This window comes from Solidesulfovibrio carbinolicus, assembly GCF_004135975.1.
GTDB lineage: Bacteria > Desulfobacterota > Desulfovibrionia > Desulfovibrionales > Desulfovibrionaceae > Solidesulfovibrio > Solidesulfovibrio carbinolicus.
In genome coordinates this window covers 3243847-3264964 of sequence record NZ_CP026538.1, presented here as the reverse complement: position 1 = coordinate 3264964, position 21118 = coordinate 3243847, and the positions used below count along the sequence as shown (strand labels likewise).

The 21118-nt window shown below is 67.2% G+C and carries 16 protein-coding genes; 9 read left to right on the top strand and 7 right to left on the bottom strand.

Going from position 1 to position 21118, the window contains the following annotated elements; all coding sequences use genetic code 11:
• Window positions 1-6: 6 nt before the first annotated feature.
• Together C3Y92_RS14560 and C3Y92_RS14555 are read right to left on the bottom strand one after the other, a co-directional pair.
• A complete protein-coding gene (locus C3Y92_RS14560) occupies window positions 7-1362 on the bottom strand; it encodes an HlyD family type I secretion periplasmic adaptor subunit (RefSeq protein WP_129353728.1) in 1356 nt (451 codons plus the stop codon).
• 153 nt (window positions 1363-1515) lie between these two features.
• Window positions 1516-3465 carry a glycosyltransferase family 4 protein gene (locus C3Y92_RS14555; RefSeq protein ID WP_129353726.1) on the bottom strand — a complete coding sequence of 650 codons (1950 nt, stop codon included), beginning with the start codon at window positions 3463-3465 and terminating at the stop codon, window positions 1516-1518.
• 192 nt (window positions 3466-3657) lie between these two features.
• Between C3Y92_RS14555 and C3Y92_RS14550 the strand changes: the two genes are divergently transcribed.
• Window positions 3658-6096, top strand: a complete 2439-nt coding sequence (locus tag C3Y92_RS14550) for a bifunctional diguanylate cyclase/phosphodiesterase (RefSeq protein WP_235669499.1) — start codon at window positions 3658-3660, stop codon at window positions 6094-6096.
• A gap of 17 nt (window positions 6097-6113) precedes the next feature.
• Here C3Y92_RS14550 and C3Y92_RS14545 read toward each other — a convergent pair whose 3' ends face one another.
• From C3Y92_RS14545 to C3Y92_RS14535, 3 genes are all read right to left on the bottom strand, one after another.
• A complete protein-coding gene (locus C3Y92_RS14545; RefSeq protein ID WP_129353724.1) occupies window positions 6114-7385 on the bottom strand; it encodes a hypothetical protein in 1272 nt (423 codons plus the stop codon).
• On the bottom strand, window positions 7382-8194 hold the full coding sequence (locus C3Y92_RS14540; protein ID WP_129353722.1) for a glycosyltransferase: 813 nt from the start codon (window positions 8192-8194) through the stop codon (window positions 7382-7384). Before C3Y92_RS14540 ends, C3Y92_RS14545 begins: the two co-directional genes overlap by 4 nt.
• Before the next feature lie 272 nt (window positions 8195-8466).
• Window positions 8467-9582: an N-acetylneuraminate synthase family protein gene (locus C3Y92_RS14535; protein WP_129353720.1), complete on the bottom strand. Its 1116-nt coding sequence runs from the start codon at window positions 9580-9582 to the stop codon at window positions 8467-8469.
• A gap of 321 nt (window positions 9583-9903) precedes the next feature.
• On the opposite strand from C3Y92_RS14535, the gene C3Y92_RS14530 reads away from it, so the two are divergent.
• The 4 genes from C3Y92_RS14530 to C3Y92_RS14515 all read left to right on the top strand — a co-directional run bounded on the left by C3Y92_RS14530 (window position 9904) and on the right by C3Y92_RS14515 (window position 14608).
• Entirely contained in the window at window positions 9904-10674 is a 771-nt protein-coding gene (locus C3Y92_RS14530; protein WP_129353718.1) for an ABC transporter ATP-binding protein, read from the top strand.
• A 100-nt stretch (window positions 10675-10774) separates the two neighbouring features.
• Complete coding sequence (locus C3Y92_RS14525; protein ID WP_165352123.1) at window positions 10775-11533, top strand: acetolactate decarboxylase; 759 nt, start codon at window positions 10775-10777, stop codon at window positions 11531-11533.
• 3 nt (window positions 11534-11536) lie between these two features.
• On the top strand, window positions 11537-12475 hold the full coding sequence (locus tag C3Y92_RS14520; protein WP_129353716.1) for a hypothetical protein: 939 nt from the start codon (window positions 11537-11539) through the stop codon (window positions 12473-12475).
• Between the two features lie 105 nt (window positions 12476-12580).
• The gene (locus C3Y92_RS14515; RefSeq protein WP_129353714.1) at window positions 12581-14608 is read left to right on the top strand and encodes an O-antigen ligase family protein; all 2028 of its coding nucleotides are present in this window, start codon (window positions 12581-12583) and stop codon (window positions 14606-14608) included.
• Here the strand turns inward: C3Y92_RS14515 and C3Y92_RS14510 are convergent.
• Window positions 14605-15060, bottom strand: a complete 456-nt coding sequence (locus C3Y92_RS14510) for a hypothetical protein (protein ID WP_129353712.1) — start codon at window positions 15058-15060, stop codon at window positions 14605-14607. The two genes, C3Y92_RS14515 and C3Y92_RS14510, sit on opposite strands and share 4 nt — an antisense overlap.
• A 335-nt stretch (window positions 15061-15395) precedes the next feature.
• Here C3Y92_RS14510 and C3Y92_RS14505 point away from each other — a divergent pair, with 335 nt between their 5' ends.
• The 4 genes from C3Y92_RS14505 (at window position 15396) to C3Y92_RS14490 (ending at window position 20638) form a co-directional block, all read left to right on the top strand.
• Window positions 15396-16409 (top strand): polysaccharide deacetylase family protein, encoded by a 1014-nt coding sequence (locus C3Y92_RS14505; RefSeq protein WP_129353710.1) that lies wholly within the window; start codon window positions 15396-15398, stop codon window positions 16407-16409.
• A 227-nt stretch (window positions 16410-16636) separates the two neighbouring features.
• Window positions 16637-17803, top strand: a complete 1167-nt coding sequence (locus tag C3Y92_RS14500) for a glycosyltransferase family protein (RefSeq protein ID WP_129353708.1) — start codon at window positions 16637-16639, stop codon at window positions 17801-17803.
• 93 nt (window positions 17804-17896) lie between these two features.
• Window positions 17897-19402, top strand: coding sequence for a sigma-54 dependent transcriptional regulator (locus C3Y92_RS14495; RefSeq protein WP_129353706.1), 1506 nt, complete (start codon window positions 17897-17899; stop codon window positions 19400-19402).
• A 3-nt stretch (window positions 19403-19405) separates the two neighbouring features.
• Window positions 19406-20638, top strand: coding sequence for a glycosyltransferase family protein (locus C3Y92_RS14490; protein ID WP_129353704.1), 1233 nt, complete (start codon window positions 19406-19408; stop codon window positions 20636-20638).
• Window positions 20639-20980: 342 nt separating this feature from the next.
• On the opposite strand, the gene C3Y92_RS21175 is transcribed toward C3Y92_RS14490, so the two are convergent.
• Window positions 20981-21118, bottom strand: coding sequence for a hypothetical protein (locus tag C3Y92_RS21175; RefSeq protein ID WP_165352122.1), 138 nt, complete (start codon window positions 21116-21118; stop codon window positions 20981-20983).

The following is a 21118-nucleotide window of genomic DNA, read 5'->3' as shown; positions in this document are numbered from 1 at the left end:
AGACGCTTAAGGTTCTCGGATGGATTCGCCGAAAACGCGGATAAGCGGCCAGGTGATGTAGGTGATGACGGTGCGGGAGCCGACCTTGATGTCGGCGGAAAGCGTCATGCCGGGCACCAGACGGAAGTCCTTGGGCAGGCTGCGCATGTGTTCCATGCCGGTGATGCGGATGCGTCCCTCGTAGACGAGGCGGCGGCCGCTTGGCGTGTCGAGGTACTGAGCGTCTTCGGCGAGGGTGCGCAATTCACCGTCCAGGTAGCCGAATTTTTGGAAAGGATAGGTATCGAGCTTGAGCGTGGCGATATCGTTTGGGCGGATGTAGCCGATGTCGTCGGTGCCGATGAAGACGGCGGCTTCCAGGGGCGAATCCAGCGGGACGAGAGCCATCATGGTTTCGCCGCTTTTGATGACCGTGCCGGGGTTGAAATTGGCGATGTCCAAGACCACGGCGTCGCTGGGAGCGGCGATGACGGACAATTCGTGCAGGCGCTTGGCTTTGGAGGCGTCTTCCTGGAGGGTTTGGAGCGTCTTGCGGGCTTCGCTGAGTTGGTTGGCGACGACATTGCGCCAGTTCTCGATAAAGCCTTCCTTTTCGGCCAGGGCCTGGGCCAGATTGTGGCGTTTGGCTTCCAGGGAACCCTTGAGTTGTTCCATGGAGACGTTGGTCTGGGCCAGATGGTTTTCCGCCTCCAGCATGGACAGCCGGGAATCCGACCCCTGCTCGTAGACCTTCTTGCGCATGCCCACCAGTTCCTGGGCCACCTGCACCTGCTTGTCCATCTGGGTGTATTGGCGCTGGCCGGCCACGATGCTTTGCTGCATTTCAGCGATCTTGGTGTTGAAGCTGCGCAGCTTGGCCGTGAACTCTTCCAGGCGGCCGGCCAGCAATTTGACCTGGCTTTCAACCTCCTGGGGCGTGGCCCCGGCTGGCGGCGACAGGGGCAGGCCGGAGAGTTCGCTCTCCAGACGGGCGATCAGGAGCTTTTGATAGGTTTCATCGACCTGGATGCGAGAAGCGTCGGCGTTGGAAAAGGTGGGGTCGAGGCGTACCAGGACATCACCCTTTTTAACCACGGAACCCAGGCGGACGTCGATGGAGCGGATGATGGAGTCCTGCAACGGCGCGATAATGATGTTTTTTTCGGAAGAAACGATTTTTCCGGAAGTCGCGATGACCTTGTCCGTTTCCGCGAAGCAGGCCCAGAGCAGCAGAAAAGCCAGGAGGCCGAGAATGGAATGCAACACGAGCCTGGTTGCTCGTGGCAGCGGCGTGAGCTCCAGCTCTTCCGCGTCAGGATGGAATTCAATCACCTCCCTGTGGACGGGAACGGAATCTTTCTTGGGACGAAATTTTTGTAACATAAATCCTGTACGTAGGCCTTGTCGGCGTCGCCAGCGGCAGGCTGTGAATCAACAGCAGCCAGAGTCGGAGCAAAACGTCCGATCTGAAGACCCTTCATGGCGAAAACAAGGTAGTATTGTCAATCAGCTTGTCAGGATAGGTCCGGCAGCTGTTCAACCCGGCGCAAGTCCGGCAATCTCCTGCAATCGTCGCCGATAGGCTTTGCCGACGCTGTGTGGAGCGTGCCTGGCGGCGATGCGTTCGCGCCCGGCCAGGGCCCGACGCCGGGCCAGGGTCGGTTGGTTGGCCGCCAGCCGCATGTGTGCCGCCAGACTCTCCACATCTGGGTCCGCCCACAGCAGGCCTTCGCCGAAAGGATACTCGTCCTGGCCGACCGGAACAAGGCGGTAGGCCACGGGAAAGCCGGTGTCCGGGGTCAGGAAGTCGGCGTTGCCGGAATGGGCCGTGGCGATGACCGGCCGGCCAAGAAGCATGGCCTCGGCCAGGGTGCGGCCGAAGCCCTCGGCCCGGTGGGGGGAGACGTAGGCGTCGCAGGCGGCGAAAAGCCCAAGCGCCTCGCCCCGGTCCAGGGTTTCGGCCAACACGGCGATGCGGCGGTCGGCGGCGGCCGCCGCCTGGAGCAGTTGCCGCCTGGGGTCCTCGGGGCGGGCGTTCATGGTCTTAAGCACCAGCCCAACCGGTTCGCGGCCGGTGGGAAAGGCCCGGCGGAAGGCGTCGATGGCGGCTTGGGGGTTCTTGCGGGCCGGGTAGGAGTTCCAGTCAAAGACGTAGAGAAAAAGAAAGCGGTCCTCGGGCAGGCCGAAGCGCGACCGAGGGACCGGGGTCAAGCGGTCCACGGACACGGCCATGGGCGCCAGGAAGGTCGGCACGGGCGAGGAGGCGGCAAACGCGTCGCGGGTATAGGTCGAGGACAGCCAGAGTTCGTCCACCAAGCCATAGGCGTCGTGCAAGGCGACCGGCCAGGCCGGCAGCTCCCAGGGCCAGTAGCCGATGTTGCGGCGTCCGGCGAAAAGCGTGTCGCCGTGCTCCAGCCACAGCCGGGCCGTGTCCAGGCCTGTGAGGCAAAAAACGCTGACGGGATAGGGGAGTTCACTGACGAGACAGGCGTCGAGCCAACCGTCGGTCTGGCGTACGGCCGCGCCGGCCGGCACGTTGACCACGGCGAAGGGGACATCGGCCGCGGCCAGGGCCTGGGCGAACATGCGCGAGTCCTCGCCGATGCCAAGCTCCCCCCGCGCGTAACCGATGATGTTGACGCCAAAGTCCTGGCGTGGTGGACCGCCGCGCACCAGGCAGGCGGCAGCGGCTTTTTTTCGGCACGGTGGGCTGGATCGGTTGGTCTCCACGGGCCGGACAAGGGCCATGATGGCCGGATGATGCTCGGGCCTGGCCGGATCAAGGCTTTTTCGGGCGGTGTCATCGGCCGTCCAGGCCAGCACGGCTCGGCGGGACAGGCCGCCCAGTTCCGGCTCCGGCGCGTCCAGGGGCAGGGGCGGCCGCCAGGTCAGATCTCCAGAGTGCCCCATTTCGGCCGCGCCATAGAGCACGTACCAGGCGAGCAGACCCAGCGCGCCCTCGGCCGTGTCCGGAGCATAGGCTCCGCGCACGTCGTCCCGGGCCGCCCAGACAAGCCTGGCCAAGCGCGGCACAGGCAGGCCGACCGGAGTCAACGGCGGCGTGGTCGCCTCATGGAGCCATGTCTGTTGTTCCGGTGACAGCAGGTGCCAAAGCCCCATCTCCGGCACGGCGCTGGTGAAAAACCAAGCCGCGAAGGCCGCGCGTCCGGCGGCGCTGTCGCGGTCGAATCGGGCCGTCTCACTGGCGCGAAAACGCCAGACGAAATCCATGAGCCTGGTGATCGGCGGGGTGTCCGGCGTTTCGCCATGATCCACGATCTCGTGCAGCAGCCTCTCCCGGTCGAGTTCCACGTTGGCGGCGGCGGCGGGAAACGCCTCGTGGCCGCAGCACAGCCACCAGACGGCGAAATCGGTTTCTCCGGCCAGGCCGGCCAGGCGGAGATTGGCCCGGATGTCGTCGCGAAGGGTCCAGGCCAGGCGCAGCGGCGGGGGCAGGGCGAAGCCGGGGGCAGGGGAGGCGCACATGGGCGGAAGTCTAGGCGAGGGCCGGGGGAGTGGCAAGCTTATGTCGTGATGACGCCGTGATCGCGAATTACGGGAAGCGCGCGTCACGCAATCGTCGCGAAAACGTCGGTCGGACGCGGCCGGCGCCTGGCGGCGGCCAGGATAAAGCAGGGCGTTCGGCCGCCCCTTGGCCGGGCCAACATCGAGGCAGCCATGCTCAGGACGTTTATGCAGTTTTCGCCGCGCTTCGAACAGCGTTTCATCCCCGAGGGAGCAGCCGCTCCCGTTGCCCAGGCTCCGCAACTGCTGCGGGGCAAACGCCGGGCCCAGGTGGCCGGCCATATGGGCATTGGCGGGGCCCTTGGGGTCGTTTTGCTCGAAATCCAGGATTTTTCCCTGATGCGACGCCTGGTCCGCCCGGAGGTCGCCGAAGCTTTGGGCGATGCCCTGGAGCGCGAGGTTCGGGCCGTGGCCTCGGCCCGTTTGTCGGCGCTGCCGGTCTGCCTGGTCGAACGCCTGGACCCTGGTCGGGCGCTCCTGGTTGTCGGCGGCAACGGGGCGGCGCTCGACGCCCTGGAACGCACCACGGCGGGACTGCGCCTGGAGGTTCGGGGGCGGCTTCGGGTTGAGGCCATGCGCCTGACCGGCCAGGAGATGGAGCTGCGCGGCGGCGCGGCCCTGGTGCTCGGCGGCGCGGGCGGCCTGGATATGGCCCTGGCCTCGGCCCTGGCCGAGGCCTCCCGGCTGGCCCGCAGCGAGGCCGGCAAATGCGCCTCGCCCATGCAGCGCGAATTCCGCGAGATCCTCGAACTCGGCCGGGTGCGGGCGGTCTACCAGCCCATCGTCAATCTGCGAAGCGGCACGGTGTTCGCCTGGGAGGCCCTGGCCCGGGGGCCGGCTGAGAGCGTCTTTGCCTCGCCGGCCATGCTGTTCGATTTCGCCGAGGAATCCGCCTCGGTGTTCGCCCTGGAAAAGGCCTGCCGCGAGGCGGCCATCGGCGGGTTTTCGGCCCGCCAGGAAGGGGCCAGGCTTTTTTGCAACATCCACCCCCGCACCATGCTCGACCCGGCGTTTACCCCGGGCGAGACCCGAAAGCTTCTGGACAAGTACGGCATGGAGCCGCGCGACGTGGTGCTGGAGATCACCGAACGCCACAGCGTCAAGGATTTCAACCTCTTCCACCGCACCCTGGCCCACTACCGCGACGCCGGTTATGGCGTGGCCGTGGACGACGTGGGCACCGGCTATTCCGGCCTGGCCTCCATCGCCGAGATCAAACCCGATTTCATGAAGATCGACATGTCCCTGGTGCGCGGCATCGACGCCAACCCGGTCAAGCGGGCGCTTTTGGAAACCATGCTGGCCTTTGCCGAGAAAATCGGCTGCCGCATCGTGGCCGAGGGCATCGAGACCGAATCGGAGCTGGCCTGCCTCATCCGCCTGGGCGCGCATTTCGGCCAGGGGTATTTCCTCGGCCGGCCGGCGACGGTTCCGGCCACGCCGGCCGAGGACGTGCGCCTGGCCATCGTGTCCGGCTCCAACCAGGCCGTGGACGGCCTCAAGTGCGCCTCGCCCATAAGCGATCTGGCCGAACGGCCGAACCAGGTGCCCCACGACGCCCAGGTCGGCGAGGTCAAACGCTTCTTCGACGCCGACGAGGCGGCCCAGGCCGTGGTGGTGGTGCGCGATGGCCGTCCCGAGGGCCTCATCATGAGCCACCACCTCGACCGGCTGCTCAGCTCCCAGTACGGGCTGGCCCTGTTTTCCCGCCGCGACGTTAGCCGTATCATGGACCCCCAATGCCTGGCCGTGGAATGGGACACCCCCGTGGAAGTGGCTGCCCAGGCGGCCATGGCCCGGGATCGCGACAAGCTCTACGACCCCATCCTGGTCACCTGCCGGGGCCGGCTCTCGGGCATCGTGTCGGTGCAAAAAATCCTCGACGCCCTGGCCTGCGTTCAGGTCGAGATGGCCAAGGGGGCCAACCCGCTGACCGGCCTGCCCGGCAACGTGGCCATCGAGCGCGAGATCGCCCGCCGCGCCGTGGTCGGCACTCCGGCCTGCCTGGTCTACGTCGATCTCGACAACTTCAAGGTCTTCAACGACGTCTACGGCTTCCAGAACGGCGACAAAGCCATCCTCATGACCGCCCGCATCCTGGCCGAAGCCCTGGCCTCCAAGGGCGGCGAGGACGATTTCCTGGGCCACGTCGGCGGCGACGACTTCGTGCTTTTATGCGCCTGCGACACCGTGGAGCCGGTCTGCCGGGCGGCCATCGACGCCTTCGCCGCCGCTTCGCCGGCCCTCTACGGTCCCGAGGACCGGGAGCGCGGCTACATTGAAGGCCAGGGCCGCGACGGACGGCTGGGGCGTTTTGGCTTGCTCACCGTCTCCATGGGCGTCATCGACTGCGCCTTTGCCGTGGCCGTCACCATGGACGAGCTCGGCCAGCGCGCGGCTGCCGTCAAGAAATTCGCCAAATCGCGTCAGGGCAACTCCCTGGTGCGTGACCGCCGCAACCCCCTGGGCCTGCCCGGCGACCCCAGTGAACGCCGCGTGGGTGGAGAGGGAGTGGGGGAGAAGGAGGAGAGGATGCCTCCGGCGGCTGGGGGCCTGAGGCCCCCAGACCCCCCGAATGGAGAAAATGGGTAAAGGGGGAGCAGCGTGATTTAACGAGGCGGGGTAGCGTCGGGATCGACTTGGGTGAGCGCCGGGGCGGACGCGGCATAGGCCGGGTCGTGGGGGCAAAAGCCCACCCGATCCCACAGGCCGGCGTCCGGGGCGTGCCGTATGAGGCCGGCCACGCGGCCGCCCAGGGCGGCCAGCCAGGCTTCCGGGCCGGCGTCGGCCACCAGGCCGCAGCCGCCCAGCAGTTCCTCCGCCATGCCCGGCCAGAAACGGCCGGCGAAACGCCGGCCCAGGGCCAGAAAGCCCCGGTGGGACCAGGCCGCTCCATGGGCGGCATGGACAAGGACGGGCGCGGCGCAAAAGCGCGGCGTCCCCCCGGCCCGGGCCACGGCCAGGGGCAGGGCGTAGTCCCACCAGGGCAGCCCCAGCCAGAAGCCTTCCAGCTCCGGGCGATCGGCGTAGGCCGCGTCCACGGCGCACAGATCGAAACCGACATCATAGTAATACGAAAACGCCGGCCGGGGCTGCCCCGGCGCGTCCGGCCCCACGTCCACCCGACAAGCGGCCACCAGCCCGCCGCGCGCCGCCGTGGCCAGTCGGGCGGCGAAATCCGCCCCGGCGGCCAGCACAATGTCGGCGTTGAGCACGGCCACGGCCGGCGCGCCGACCTCCGCCCCGGCGGCGAGCAGTTCACCCACGGCCGGGCAGGCCCGCCCGTAATGGGCCTTGGCCGTCTCCCGGGCCGCGACAAAGGCCACATCCGGGAAACGCTCGGCCAGGGCGGCGATCTCTGCATCCGCGTTGACCGACACAATGGTCGCAAATCCGGCCGCTCTCCAGGAAGCTAGCGCCTGCCGGCAGCGTTGCCCGGCCGTGGGCGGCAGGCTGGTGACGGCCACGGCCGGCCGCGACGCCGGGGCAAGGGAAGCGGGCGGCCCGGCCAGGGCCACGGCGTTGACCCGGGCGGCGATGCGTCCGGGATCGGCCGCGCCGGCCCGGGCAAAGGCCTCGGCCGCGCCCGCCCGGTCGCCCAGGGCCAGCCGGGCCTGGCCGGCGCAAAGCAGTCCCTGGCCGGTGCCGCCGTGCTCCCGGGCCACGGCCTCGGTCGCCGCCAAAGCCGCCTCGGCCCGGCCCAGGGCCAGGAGCAGATCGGCCCGCAGCAGCCGGCCCAGAGGCGTTCCCCGGACCGCCGGCCCGGCCAGCACGTCCAGGGCCAGGGCATGGTCCCCGGCCCGGGTCAGCTCCCGGGCCTGCTTCAGGGCCGCGTGGGCGGCCGGCGTGTCCGGGGCCAGCCGGACCCAGTCGGCGCTCATGGCCGGCCCGCTTCCTTTTCGCGCAGGAAATCCCTGGCCCGCTGGGCCAGCCGGCAGGACTCGGCCAGGAGATTGGCGTAGCGCGAGGGCGTGTGCTGGCCCGTGGGCCGCGCCGGCCCATGGCGGCGCACGCCGTAGAGCACGCGCGGCACATGGACGAACCGCGCCCCGGCCATGGCGAAGCGCAAATAGTGATCGTAGTCGTTGGCGCTGCCAAACGCCTCGTCCATGAGTCCCACGGTCTCGTGGAGACGGGCGCGGTAGAGCCTGCACACGCCCAGGTGATACCAGTCGGCCAGGCAGGCCTTGAAATCAAATTCCGGGAAGGTCATGCGGCGATAGACCCGACCGTCGTCCTCCACCACATCCTGATCGGCGTAGGCGAAGTCCGCGCCCGTGCGCTCCAAAGCCTCGGCCAGCTCCTCGATCATGTGCGGGTAGGGCAGGTCGTCGCCCGGCACGTAGGTGCAGTATTCCCCCCGCGCCCGGGCCAGACCCTCGTTGTAGGTGCGCGTCGGGCCGATGTCGTGCTCGAAGCGCACGATCTCCACCCGCCGGTTTTGCGGATAGGTCAGCACGCGCTCGCGCACGACGTTGCCGCTGGCGTCCATGCGGACCACCGGCTCGGCATACGCGCCGCCGATGTGGCCGGGCAGGGCGTCGAGGAAATCCTTGGTGCCGTCGTCCGAGCCGCCGTCCACGATGATCAGTTCCAGCTCCTCGTGGGTCTGGAACAGACAACGGTCCACGCAGGCCGGCAGATAGGCGGCCTGATTGAAAGTCGGAATGACAATGGTTGCCAGGGCCATGGTGACCTACAGTGTGGGTGGGAGGAAAAGGAAGAATGCCTCCGGCGGCCGGGGGCCTGAGGCCCCCGGACCCCCCAACTAAAAAATACGAAGTGTTTTAAGTAAAATTAGTGGGTTTTGTCTGTTGCCAGCGAAAATCGCGCCTGCTTCTTCTGGTCGAGGGTGCGATTAGAGTCGCGTCCCTTAAAAAATACGATAGTATTTTTTAAGAAAAATAAATGGTTTTAGCTCGTTGACTACAAAGCACCATATACGTTTTCGCGGACGCGACACTAGAAACCGGAAATGGCTTTGGCCGTTTGGGCGTCGTCTTCGGGCTTGGGCCGCTCGGGCAGGGCCAGGACGTCGAACCGCACAGCCTCGTCCTGGCGGACCTTGGCGAGAAGCCGTCCGCCGACCACCAGATCGTAGGCCACCGGCGACAGCCCGTCGCCCGGACACTTGCAGGCCACGTCCTCGGGGCCAAGCACATGGCCGGCCGGCAGATCCCGGGCGTAGACCAGGGACTTGCGCAGCTTGGCCGCCGCCGCCGCCTCGCCGGCAAACACCTGCTTGCGCGAAACCCGCATGGCCGCCTCGGCCTGGCGCACCATGGCGGCCATGGCGGCAAAGGCGTCCGGGGGCAGCGAAGCCTTGTGGTCCGTGCCGGGCAGCTCCCGGTCCAGGGTGAAATGCCGTTCGATGATGACCGGAGCAAAGGCCGTTGCGGCGACGGTGGGGCCAAGGCCCTGCTCGTGGCCGGAATAGCCCACCGGCAGCTCGTAGCGGCGGCGCAGCAGATCCATCACCGGCAGCCCCACCTGCTCGTCCGGGCAGGGGTAGGAGCTGTTGCAGTGCAAAATGATGATGCGGTCGGTGGTTTGCTTAAGCGTGGCCACGGCGGCGTCGATGTCGGCAAGCTGGCTCATGCCGGTGGAGATGACCACCGGTAGGCCGGTCGCGCCGGCCTGGCGCATAAGCGGCAGGTTGACCAGATCGGCCGAGGGGATTTTCAGCAGCTCCACGCCAAGGTCGGTCAAAAGGCGCAGGCTCGGGGCGTCCCAGGCCGAGGCGAAAAAGGTCAGTCCCAGGGATTCGGCCAGGGTCTTGAGTTCAGCCAGGGCCTGGCCGGGCAGCTCCAGGGCGGCCCGGTGGCGGCCGTAGGTGTCGCCGAAGCTGTTGGGGCCGCCATAAGGCGCGTCCAGGCCGGCCCGGGTGAAAAGCGCCCCCATGTCGCGCTTTTGAAATTTGACGGCGTCGGCGCCGCTTGCGGCGGCGGCGCGCACCATGCGCCGGGCGGTCTCCAGGCTGCCTTGGTGGTTGTTGCCGATTTCGGCCACGAGAAGGGCCGGGCAACCCGGACCGACGGCGTGGCCGCTGCGCAGGCGGATGATCGGGGCGGTGGGCATGGGGTGGTGTTCTCCGAAAGGCCTCGTGGGGCCGACCGTTTCATTTTATCCCTGATCGCGGGCGGATACAAGGCCGTCCCAGGAGGCGGGCGGATTTTGCCGGCTTCCGGGATATTTGCAAACCATGTGCCGCCTCCTCAGGCCAGCGGGAAACAATCGGCCTATGCCGTGGTTAAAAATGTATCCATTCAAGGCTATTGGCGACCATGGCCCAGAGCGGGCCGGTCGGGCGACCCGTCGCCGGTCCGGGCGGCCAGCCTTGCCATCGGGGCCGAATGCGGTCAAAGTGACCCGGCTCAATTTCTTACCGGACGAGGCGTCATGACCCAGCCCATGATCGAGATTCGCGGCCTGACCAAGGCCTTCCAGGGACAGCCGGTGTTGCGCGGCGTGGACATGGTCGTGCCCGAGGGCATGGTTACGGCTGTTATCGGCAAGTCCGGCGAGGGCAAGAGCGTTTTGCTCAAGCATATCATCGGGCTGATGGCCCAGGACTCCGGCGACATCCTGTTTCAGGGTCAGCCGCTGTCGGCCATGAGCCGCGACGAGCGCCGGGCCTTTCGTCGCCGGTGCAGTTATATGTTTCAAAACATGGCGCTTTTCGACTCCATGACGGTGTCGCAAAATATTGCCCTGCCCCTGCGCGAGACCTTGCGCCTAAGCGAGGCCGAGGCGGATGCCCGGGTGGGGGCCATGGCCGAGCGCCTGGAGCTGACGGGCATCCTGCACAAGTACCCGTCCCAGATTTCCGGCGGCATGCAAAAGCGCGTCGCCTTGGCCCGGGCTCTGGTTACGGAGCCGGGGGTGGTGCTTTTCGACGAACCGACCACCGGTCTTGATCCCATCCGCAAGGCCTCGGTGCTGGCGCTTATCGACCAGTCGCGCCGCCAGTTCGGCTTCACGGCGGTCCTGGTCAGCCACGATATCCCCGACGTGTTCGGCATCGCCGGCCACGTGGCCATGCTCGACGCCGGCCGCATCCTCTGGCAGGGGCTGCCAAAGGACATCAGCGACTGCGACGATCCGGCCGTGCAGCGGTTTTTGGCCGGCGAGCCCGAGCCGGACCTCGACGAGAGCGACGACCGGGACTAGGGGCATGTCCGTACTGGTCCGGTTTGCGGTCCTGTACGTTGCCGCTTCGATGAACACATTTCCAGGGCGCGCCGCCGGGCGCGCGTCGGGGAGGGCAGCCATGCCGCGATGGTTTTCGGGACAGGTTCTCGCCTGGGTCCTGTGTCTCGTTTTCGGCCTTGCCGGCCGCCTCCCGGCCGCCACGCTGCATCAGACCGGTACCATCGAGGCGCTCTCGGCCGGCGACTATGCCGGCCAGATCGCCATGCCGGCCCTGGCCGGCCAGGGCGATTTCGGCCTGGGCACCTTTGACGCCCTAAACGGCGAGATGGTGGTCCTGGACGGCGTGGTCTACCAAGTCACTGTTGACGGCGTGGTGCACAAGGCCAAGCCGGGACAGACCGCGCCTTTTGCCCAGGTGGCGCGTTTTGCCGGGAGCATTGATCTCGGCCGGGTGGATGGCCTGGATCTGCCGGGCCTGACCGCCACTCTGGCTTCCCGGCTGCCCGATCCCTCCAAGATGTGCGCCGTGCGTGTGGACGGCCGCTTCGGCAAGCTGACCGTGCGCAGCGTCCCGGCCCAGGTCAAGCCCTGGCCGCCCCTGGCCGAGGCGATCAGCCGGCAGGCCACGTTCCCCCTGGCCGACGAGCAGGGGACCCTGGTCGGCTTTTACACTCCGTCCGGCCTGCCGGCCCTGTCGCCGCCGGGCTGGCATTTCCATTATTTGAGTATGGACCGTAAGCGCGGCGGCCATGTACTGTCCCTCAAAGTGGACGCGGCCAAGGCCCGGGGCGAGGCCGTGACCGCCATGGACATTCGGTTGCCGCCCGGGCCGCTGCCTCGAGCGAATGTCGCCAAGCCCGCTGCCGGGACGGAATAACCCTTGGATTTCCTGCCGTTTTTTATGCCGGGCGAACGCCGGCCAGCGCCGCGCGCGGCCGATTCCGCCGTCAGGGCTGCCCGGACCCGAGCCGAGGAACTGCTCGGCCGGGCTACTGGCCGTCTGGACGGCCTTTTGGCCTTGCTGGCCGCCGCCGACGCCCGGGACGCCGGGCTTGTGGCCGCGCTTCTGGCCGAGGACCTCGACGCCCTGGCCGATCAGCTTGGGGCCGGCGGCGAGACCCTGGCCGAAGTCCGGGCCGGGCTTGGCCCGATGCCAGGCCCCGAGGCCCTGGCCGCCTTTGCCCGGCGGGTCCAGGCGCGGTTGGACGCCCTGGAAAAAAAACTGGCCGCGCGCAAGGCCGGCGACTGGCGGCTGGCCGTGGACCGCTACGAGGCCCGGGCTTTGTGGCGGGTGCGCACGGCGCTCATCGTCTGCGTGGGCCTGCTCTCGGCCTCGCTGCTCCTTGGCGACACGTTGGCCAAAAAACGCCGGGATTTCGCCGCCATGGTGGCCCTGCTCCACGAGCGCACCGAGGCCCAGAACGCCCTGGACGCCCTGGCCGATCTGGCCCTGGCCGCCAAGAAGACCACGGGCCAGCCCCTTTTCGAGATAACGGGCGAAAACTGCACGAGCTGCGGCTGCGAGGGTCGCGATTTGCGGCTGGTTCCCCAGGGCGACGTCTGCCGCCGCCAGTGGGAGGCCGCCCGGGAGCGCCTGGGCGCGGCGGCCAAGGCTTCGCCCCGCAGCCTTGCGCGCCTGGCCCGCGATCCCTGGGGCTCGCCTTACCTGCTCAACGAAAACGAGGGCGAGAGTCCGGATTTCCCCTGCCTGCCCGATGCCGTGGTTTCGGCCGGCCAAAACGGCCTGTTCGGCGACGCCGACGACATTGTTGTGGCCGTACCCAACGCCTTTTGCCCCACGGACAAGGAGCGGCCCTAGGGTCGCGGCTTAAAAAATACACCGTATTTTTTAAGAATAAGCCATGATGCACCTCCTTCACTTCGTTGCGGCGCGCTTTTGGACGACGCGGGAGCGGACCTCGTCATGAGCACGGCCCTGATACAGTTTCTTGCCGGCACGCTGCGGGCCGGCGGTCTGGCCCTGGCCGCCGGCCATGGCCTGCTCTCGGCGGCCGTGCTGGTCGGGCTTGGGCGGCCGGCCCAGGTGTTCGTGGCCCTGGTCGCGGTCTGGGGTCTGTCCCTGGCCGTGTCGCGCCGGGGGCTGTCCCTGGGCCTTTTTCTGCTGGGCTCGACACTGTTTCTTTTCGGCTGGCAGGCCTACGTCTATCCCTCGGCCGCCTTCGGCTTGATCCTGGACATGGCCGCCCTGGCCCTGGGCTGGCGCAATCTCGGCCAGACCGAGCCCGAAACCGGGGCCGGGCCGTGCGGCGCGTGTCTCGGCGCACTGGCCGTTTTGGCCCTGGGCTCCACGCTGCTTTTGCCCTGGGACCGTCTGGCCGCCCAACTGGCCTTTTTCGGGCCCACCGCCTTTTTTGCCGCCATGGCTTTTTCCCCGGCCGACGCCCCGGCTTACGGCCTGGGCGCGGCGGCTCGGCTGGCCGTATTTGCCGTGTTTGTCCGCGAGCTGGCCCGAAACCCCTGGCCCGGGCGTTTCGAGACCCTGGCCTCGGGCATTCTCGCCGGCCTTGTCGTCTCCATCGTTTACGGTCTGGCCCTGCATTTCCGGGGCGACCACTATCTGCTCCATTACCGCTTCACCTCGGTCTTCGCCAATCCGGGCTGGTACGCCGAGTATCTGGCCGTGGCCGCGCCCTACGCCTTGATCGCCCTGGCGCGCCCCTCCAAACTGGCCCGGTGTTTCGGCGCGGCCTGCTTGGCCCTTGTGGCCGGCTCCCTGGTCCTGACCCTGGCCCGGGCCGGCTGGATCGCCGGCGGCCTGACCTTCGCCGCCGCCGTATGGCTGTATTTCCAGGGCGGACCCATGCTGCGCCTGCGCCGGCCCTGGGGCCATCTGCCGGCCCTGGCCGTTGGCGGGGCGCTGGTGGTCGGCGTGTCGTTTTGGGCCTCGGGCAAGGAGTTGGCCGCAGTCAGCCGGCCGATAAACGCCTTGCTCAAGGAGCGGGTGGGCAATTTCACGGACTCGCCCCGGCCGACGCTTTTTCGCTCGGGCCTGCTCATTGCCGCCGAAAGCCCGGCCTTTGGCCTGGGCTACGAGAGCTACGCCCGGCATTATCCGGTGCTCCTGGCCACGCCGGCCGCCTGGCTTGGCCGCTACGGCGACAAGAACGCCGAGGTCTTCGAGACCTCGCACAACATGTACATCCAGCTCGTCTCGGGCCTGGGGCTGGCCGGCCTGGCCTTGTGGCTGGCCATGGCCGGCCGGGCCGGGGTGCTTTTATGGCGAAGCGTTCGGGACACGGCGTCGAGCCTGGACCTGGCCTTGCTGCTGTCCCTGGCCGCCTTCCATGTCTATGCGTTTTTTCAGGAGATGTTCTACGTGCCGGCGGTGCTGTTCCTGCTGGCCCCGGCCCTGGCCCGGGCCATGGCCCTGGAAGGGCGGGCGCGTCCCGGTCGCCTGGCGCGATTGGCCGGAGGAGTTGCCTGGGCGTTGGCCCTGGCCGGGCTGGTTGCCTATGCCGCCGATTTCGGGCTGTCCCGAACCCGGGAGCGCCTGTCACTGGCCCAGTGGCGGGCTGGGGAGGTGGCCTATGAGGGGTTTTATCCGCCGGAAATGATGGACGGGCGGGAGATGCGCTGGAGCGCGGGCAATGCCGCCGTGTTGGTCGCGCCGGGCGAGGTGGAGTTGACGCTTTTTTCGCCCGTGCCCCAGGACGTGCTGCTGGTGTCCGACGCCGGCCCCCTGGACAAGCTGCGCCTGGGCGGCGAGCCGGCCACGCGGCGCTACCGGCTGCCCGACGCCGGCGACGGCCGGGCCAGGACGATTTTCGTCATGCCTGAAACGGTTTTCGTGCCCATGGCCCAAAGCGGCGCGCCCGACCCCAGGCTGCTGGGGGTGGCGGTGGCGGTCCGGGCCGGACAAGAGGCGCGGGAAGGGAGCCCGGCCCCGGGTGAAACCGGCGGCCGGGAAGCTGGAAGGGGAGAGGAACCCTAGAGATTTTGCGTGTTTCGCTCGAAGACCCGCAGTTCGGTCACCACCAGCGCGCCAAGCTGGCGCAGCCCCTGGTTTTCCTGATTTTCCACGAGTTCGGCCAAAAGCTTGGTGTCCTGGGGCAGGGAGGCCAGCACCGAGGCGCGCATTTCGCGCAGCCGCTCGGCCACGTAGACCGCGTCGCGCTTGGCTGTCATGTGTTCGGCCACGTCGGCCATGCGGGCCAGACCGTTGGCTTTTTCGGCGTAGATGGCGCACATGGCGGTGAGATGCGACAGGATGTTTTTTTCGGGGGCGCTTTCGGTCTTGAAATAGAGGTCGGCGGCCTTGGTGGCGTATTCGTTGAAATGCTCGGCCGTGGCCCGGAAGTGTTTGGCGGCTCCCATGGCCTCGGTGGCGGCGGTCAGGACCAAAAGCAGGCACAGGGCGCTTAAGGCGGCATGGCGTTGGTGCATGGCTTCTCCGTGAATGGCCGTCCGGCAAGACTTCTCCGGTCGGCAAGGGCCACATACCACTTTTTCCCGGGCCGTCAACGTGGCGGTCGGGGGGGCTTGCCGGTCGGCCGGCGATGCTTATTTCATGAGGGAAGGCTGTCGCGTCGCCACGCTTCGGGGCGGCCGGACGTACGTATCCCTCCTTACCGTCGTGTTGTTGTTTCGCACCGCTTGGGGGCCGCTTCGGCGGCCCCGTTTTTTGCCGCGTTTCCGGGCTGCGCCCGTTGACTTTTTGCCCTGGTCTTGTAGGAATTGCAGACCCAACCTCAAGCGGCTTTTATGCCTGCGGACGACTCATGAAAAAGGCTTACGGCTTGCGTGTCTTTTCCCGTGCCTTGGCCCTTTTGGCCGCCTTGACCCTCATGTTTGCCGCTTCGGCCGGACCGTGTCGGGCCGGCATGGTGACCCTGGTCTTCGACGACGGCCTGTCCAGCGTCTATCAGTACGCCTATCCTGTGCTGGCCAAGTACGGGCTGGTGGCCACCACCGCCGTCATCGCCGACCGGGTGGACTCCGGCGACCCCGACTTCATGGACGAAAAGCAGCTCAAGGAGTTGCAGACCGCCGGCTGGGAGATCGCCTCCCACAGCCTCACCCACAAGCGGCCCATCGACATCCCCAAGTTCATCGCCGAGGAAAAGTGCCTGCTGCTCAAGCCCGTGGCCGGCCACCGGCCGCTGTACGAGGCCAAGTACAAGTACGAGGAACTTGCCGGCCTCATGGAAAACGGCAAGGTCCTGCGCGAGCGGGCCAGCGGCAAGATGGTGAAAAACGAGCCCGGCAGCTACTACTTCGACGAACTCATCGGCGAGGTCATCGTCCATCCCTTCGAAGCCGCCAGCGCCGAGAAGCAGCAGATCGTGGCCATCTCTTACGAGCGCGAGATGCAGGCCTCCAAGGAGGAACTGGAAGAACGCGGTTTCAAGGTCAGCACCTACGTCACGCCCCACAACTACTGGACGCCGGAGATGAGCGAGCTGTCCAAGCGCTTCTACGCCCAGGTGGCCAACGGCGGCGACACGTTCAACCGCAAGGGATCCACCGACCGTTACTGGCTCAAACGCTTCGTGGTGCATAGCAACGATCCGGCCGAGGCCATCATCGGGCTCATCAAGGAACACGCCATGCGCGAGGACGGCTGGGTGATCTTTTGCCTGCACGGCATCGGCTCCGATCTTGGCTGGGAGCCCTGGGACGCGGCCAAGCTCGGCCAACTGGCCGATTTCCTCAAGAAAAAGGCCATCCCCGTGGTCACCCTCGACAAGGGCGTCAAGCTGTGGGTCGAGGGCAAGGGCAAGCCCGGCGTCTGACGGCCCGGCCTTCGTCCGCCTACGGTCCCGGCAGCCTGGGCAACACCCCGGGCTTGTTGACGGTTCGGCCAAGCGTCTTGCCCCCCTTGAAAAACCTGCTGGCATCCTTTAGAACTAGCGAATAATCTTCGGCATTGTCCTGGCGCGTCCGTTGCCTGGCCGCTGCCTGCACGGCTTGGCCCGGCCTCGGCGGCCCTGGCGTCCCGGGCGACGGATATGGGGAGAACATGACGAAACCGCTTCGCATTGTGGTGGCCGGCTACGCCGTGGGGTTTCCCCTGGGCGGCCAGGTCTGGATGATGCTCCATTTCGCCGCCGGACTGGCCCGGCTGGGCCATGACGTGCTGTTTCTCGAGGAAACCGCCGACTGGGCCTACCCCTTCGATCCGGTCCTGGGCTACGCCGGCACGGATTCCACCCGGGGCCGGGCCATCGTGGACAAGCTCTTCGCCGCCCACGGTCTGGCCGGGCGCTGGGCCTACCGCAGCGACATCGAAGGCCGCCTCTACGGCCTGGACCAGGCCAGTCTGGACCGCAAGCTGGCCGAGGCCGACTTCTTCCTCAACATCTCCGGCGTGATTCCCCTGCGCGAGGAATATACGCGCATTCCGGCGCGGGCCGTCATCGACACCGATCCGGTCTTCACCCAGGTCAAGGTCGCCTCCGAGGCCTGGAGCCACGACTATTTCGCCGCCCACCAGACCTGCTTCACTTACGGCTACAACCTGCCGGCCGGGACCACCGGCGTGCCCCTGTCCGACATCGACTGGAAGCCGCTTTTGCCGCCGGTCATCCTCGACTGCTGGCCGACGGGGGAGGGACCCGGCGCGGGCTACACCACCATCGGCACCTGGGAGGCCAAGGACCGCGACGTGGAAGTGGCCGGCCGCCATCTGTCCTGGCGCAAAAACGTCAAGTACGAGGCCATCCTCGATCTGCCCGGCCGGCTGCCCGGCGTGGATCTCGGCATGGCCATGAGCGGCATGAAGGAAAACGCCGACCGCTACCGCGCCGCCGGCTGGGACGTGCGCGACGCCCTGGAGATTTCCCGCGATCCCGACCGCTACCGCGACTACATCCGGGCCAGCCGGGGCGAATTCACCATCGCCAAGGACCAGAACGTGGTGCTCAAAAGCGGCTGGTTTTCCGACCGCACCGCCGCTTTCCTGGCCGCCGGCCGGCCGGCCGTGGTGGAAGACACCGGCTTTGGGGCCTATCTGCCGACCGGGGAAGGCCTTTTCCCCTTCCAGGGACCAGACGCGGCCGTGGCGGCCATCGCCCAAGTGGAAGCCGATCCGCTGCGAGCCGGCCGGGCGGCCCGGGCCATTGCCGAGGAATATTTCGACAGCGACAAGGTGCTGGCCGGGCTGTTGCGGCAGTGCGGTTTGGCCTGATTGCGCGCTGCCGGGCAAGGAATTTGCAAACAACCGCCGGATTGTGTCGCCAACCGGTTGAAACCCGCTGGGCTTCGGGCTAGAACTGCGCCGATGGCGGAAAAGACAATACTTTTTGTCGCCCCGGCCCAGGCGGTGACCCAATTTTTCCCGGACTTCAAAGAAGCCGGGATCGCCGCCGGCATCGCCGACTCCCTGGCCTCGGCCCTGGCCGCCATCCGCAAAGCGCCGCCGACGCTCATTTTCTCCCAGGCCAAGATGGGCGTCTACACCGCCGAAAGCCTGCTGGCCGAAGCCAAGAACCACGAAGCGTTTCCGCCGGTGGTGGTCTTCACCGACCGGGGCACGGCCGCCGAAGCCGCCCGCTGCCTGGAGCTGGGGGCCAAGGACTATTGGCTCGAACCGCTGTCCTGGGAAAAGATCCAGGCCATGCTGCCGGGCGAGTCCCCGGCCCGGCCCGTCGCCGCTGCCCTGGCCGCAAGCCCCGTCGCCGCCGGCGCGCCCCGGCCGGCCGCCCAGCCCGAAGCCTCGGGCAAGGGCTTTGCCGTGGTCGGCCAACATCCGGCCATCCGCCGCGTCCTGGCGCTGGCCCGGCAGGTGGCCCGCTCCAAGGCCACGGTGCTCATCTCCGGCGAATCCGGCACCGGCAAGGAAATGTTCGCCCGCTACCTCCACGCCTCCTCGGACCGGGCCGACGGCCCCTTCGTGGCCATCAACTGCGCCGCCTTGCCCGAACATCTGCTGGAATCCGAGCTGTTTGGCCACGAAAAAGGCTCCTTTACCGGAGCCATCGCCCGCAAGCTCGGCAAATTCGAGATGGCCAGCGGCGGCACCATCCTCCTCGACGAAATTTCCGAGATGGACATCGGGCTGCAGGCCAAGCTCCTGCGCGTGCTCCAGGAAAGCGAGTTCGACCGGGTGGGCGGCTCCGAGACCGTCCATGTCGATGTGCGCGTGCTGGCCACCACCAACCGGCGCATGGAAGAAGCCGTGGCCGAGGGCAAGTTCCGCCAGGACTTGTATTACCGCCTAAACGTCATACCGCTCAAGCTCCCGCCCCTGCGCGAGCGCGGCGACGACATCCCGCGTCTGGCCCAGTTTTTCGTGGAGAAGTTCCGCAAGGCCTACGGCCTGCCGCCCCTGGCCTTTTCCGCCGACGCCAAGGAGTGGCTGGTCGCCTACGACTGGCCCGGCAATGTGCGCGAGCTGCAAAACCTCATGGAACGCGCCGTGCTCCTGGCCGGCGACGGCCCCATCCGCAAATCGCATTTCCTGCTCGATCCCGACGTCTGGCCCGGCGAGGCCGAGGAGGGCGCGGACGACGACCTGGCCATGGCCGAGGACGCCGAGGGCCTGGGCGACGACGCCCCGGCCGACCCCTTCGAGGCCGGCGCGGCCGTGGCCAACCTCGGCGAAGCGCCCGGCGGCGCGCCCGGCGAGGTGGTGCCCCTGGACATCATGGAGCGCCACATGATCATCAAAAGCCTGGATCGCACCGAGGGCAACCGCACCCAGGCCGCCCAGTTGCTGGGCATCTCCGTACGCACGCTGCGCAACAAATTAAACGAATACCGCAAGCTCGGCATCGACGTTCCCTGATCCATGGCAGCGCCCGGCACTTTCAACATCCTGATGTATTCCCACGACACCTACGGTCTGGGACATCTGCGGCGCACCATGGCCATTGCCGAGCACCTGCGGCATCGGGGCGTTAATATCCTCATTCTCACCGGCTCGCCCCTGGCCGGACGCTACGAGACCCCAGAAGGCGTGGATTTCGTGCGCATCCCCGGCATGATCAAGAAGACCAATGAGGAATATCTGCCCCTTTCCATCAAGATCAACGCCCGCCACGCCCTAAACATCCGCCGCAACATCATCGTGGCCACGGCTAAGGCCTTCCAGCCCCACGTGTTCATCGTGGACAAGGCCCCCATGGGACTGCGGCGCGAGGTCATCCCCACGCTCAAGTGGCTCAAGCGCCGGATGCCGCGCACCCGCACCATCCTCGGGCTTCGCGACATCATGGACGACGCCGCCTCCACCAGCCGCGAATGGCGCGAAAAAGGCGTCTACGAAGTCCTCGACCAGTACTATTCGGAGATTTGGGTCTACGGAAACCGGGAATTCTACGATCCCATAGCCGAATACGCCATCCCCGAGCACATCAGCCGCAAGATGGTCTTTACCGGCTACATCCCGCGCCGGGTGCCGCTGCCAAACGCCATGAACCCCATCCGCCGGGAGGAAAAGATCGCCCCCGAAGACAAACTCGTGGTGGTGACCACCGGCGGCGGCGGCGACGGCTATCCCCTCATGGACGCCTATCTGCAGATGCTGGAGCAGGGCGGCGGACCGCGCCACCGGGTCATCTTCGTCTCCGGCCCGTTCATGCCCCGGCCCGAACGCGAGGCCGTGGCCCGGCGCGCCGCCGCCGTCAAGGCGCGGTTCTACCACTTCTACCGCCGCATGGAGACGCTCATGGGGCTGGCCGACGCCATCGTCACCATGGGCGGCTACAACACCACCTGCGAAATCCTGTCCCAGGCCAAGCCGTCCCTGGTCGTGCCCCGCGAAGTGCCCCGCCTGGAACAACGCATCCGGGCCGAGGTCTTAAGCCGCCAGGGGCTGATCGAATTTCTGCCCTGGGACGAACTCTCCCCGGACACCATCCGGGCCAAGCTCAACCGGCTCCTGGCCGATCCCGCCCCCTACAAGGCGGCCATGGCCCGCTTCCCCTTCACCGGCCTGTCCGTCATCTCCGATCGCATCAACACCTTCCGCCAGGAAGCCTGCCGCGCCGACGCCGACATCGCCTGCCCGAACGGGAAGTGAGCGAGTCGGGAGAGGGAGAGTGAGGGAAGAGTGCCTCCGGCGGCTGGGGGCCTGAGGCCCCCAGCCCCCCCACCTGGAGAAAGGTTTACAGGGGAGAGTGTGGGGATTGGCACTTTGTCGGCCGGAAAGCAGAAAGATCAATAGGGGGGATGATTTCCACGGCCCCCTGCACAAAAGTTGCGCTGGGCGCGGCGTTGAAAAATCGCCTGCGCAAAAGACGAACAAAAGCGTCGCCGTTTCCGGCGTCCGCCAGAGCACCAACCCGTGCCGCCCCCCTTTAACCCTTTCTTCATTCGGGGGGTCTGGGGGCCTCAGGCCCCCAGCCGCCGGAGGCCTCTTCTCTTATTCTCTCTCTCCCCCCGCGTCATTTTTCAACAAATCCCGGGCTTCGGCTTCGCTGACCGGTTCCCAGGCCGACGGGAAAAACGACATGATGGCCGCAAAAAAGACCATCGCAGCCGCGATGAGCGTATCTTTCAT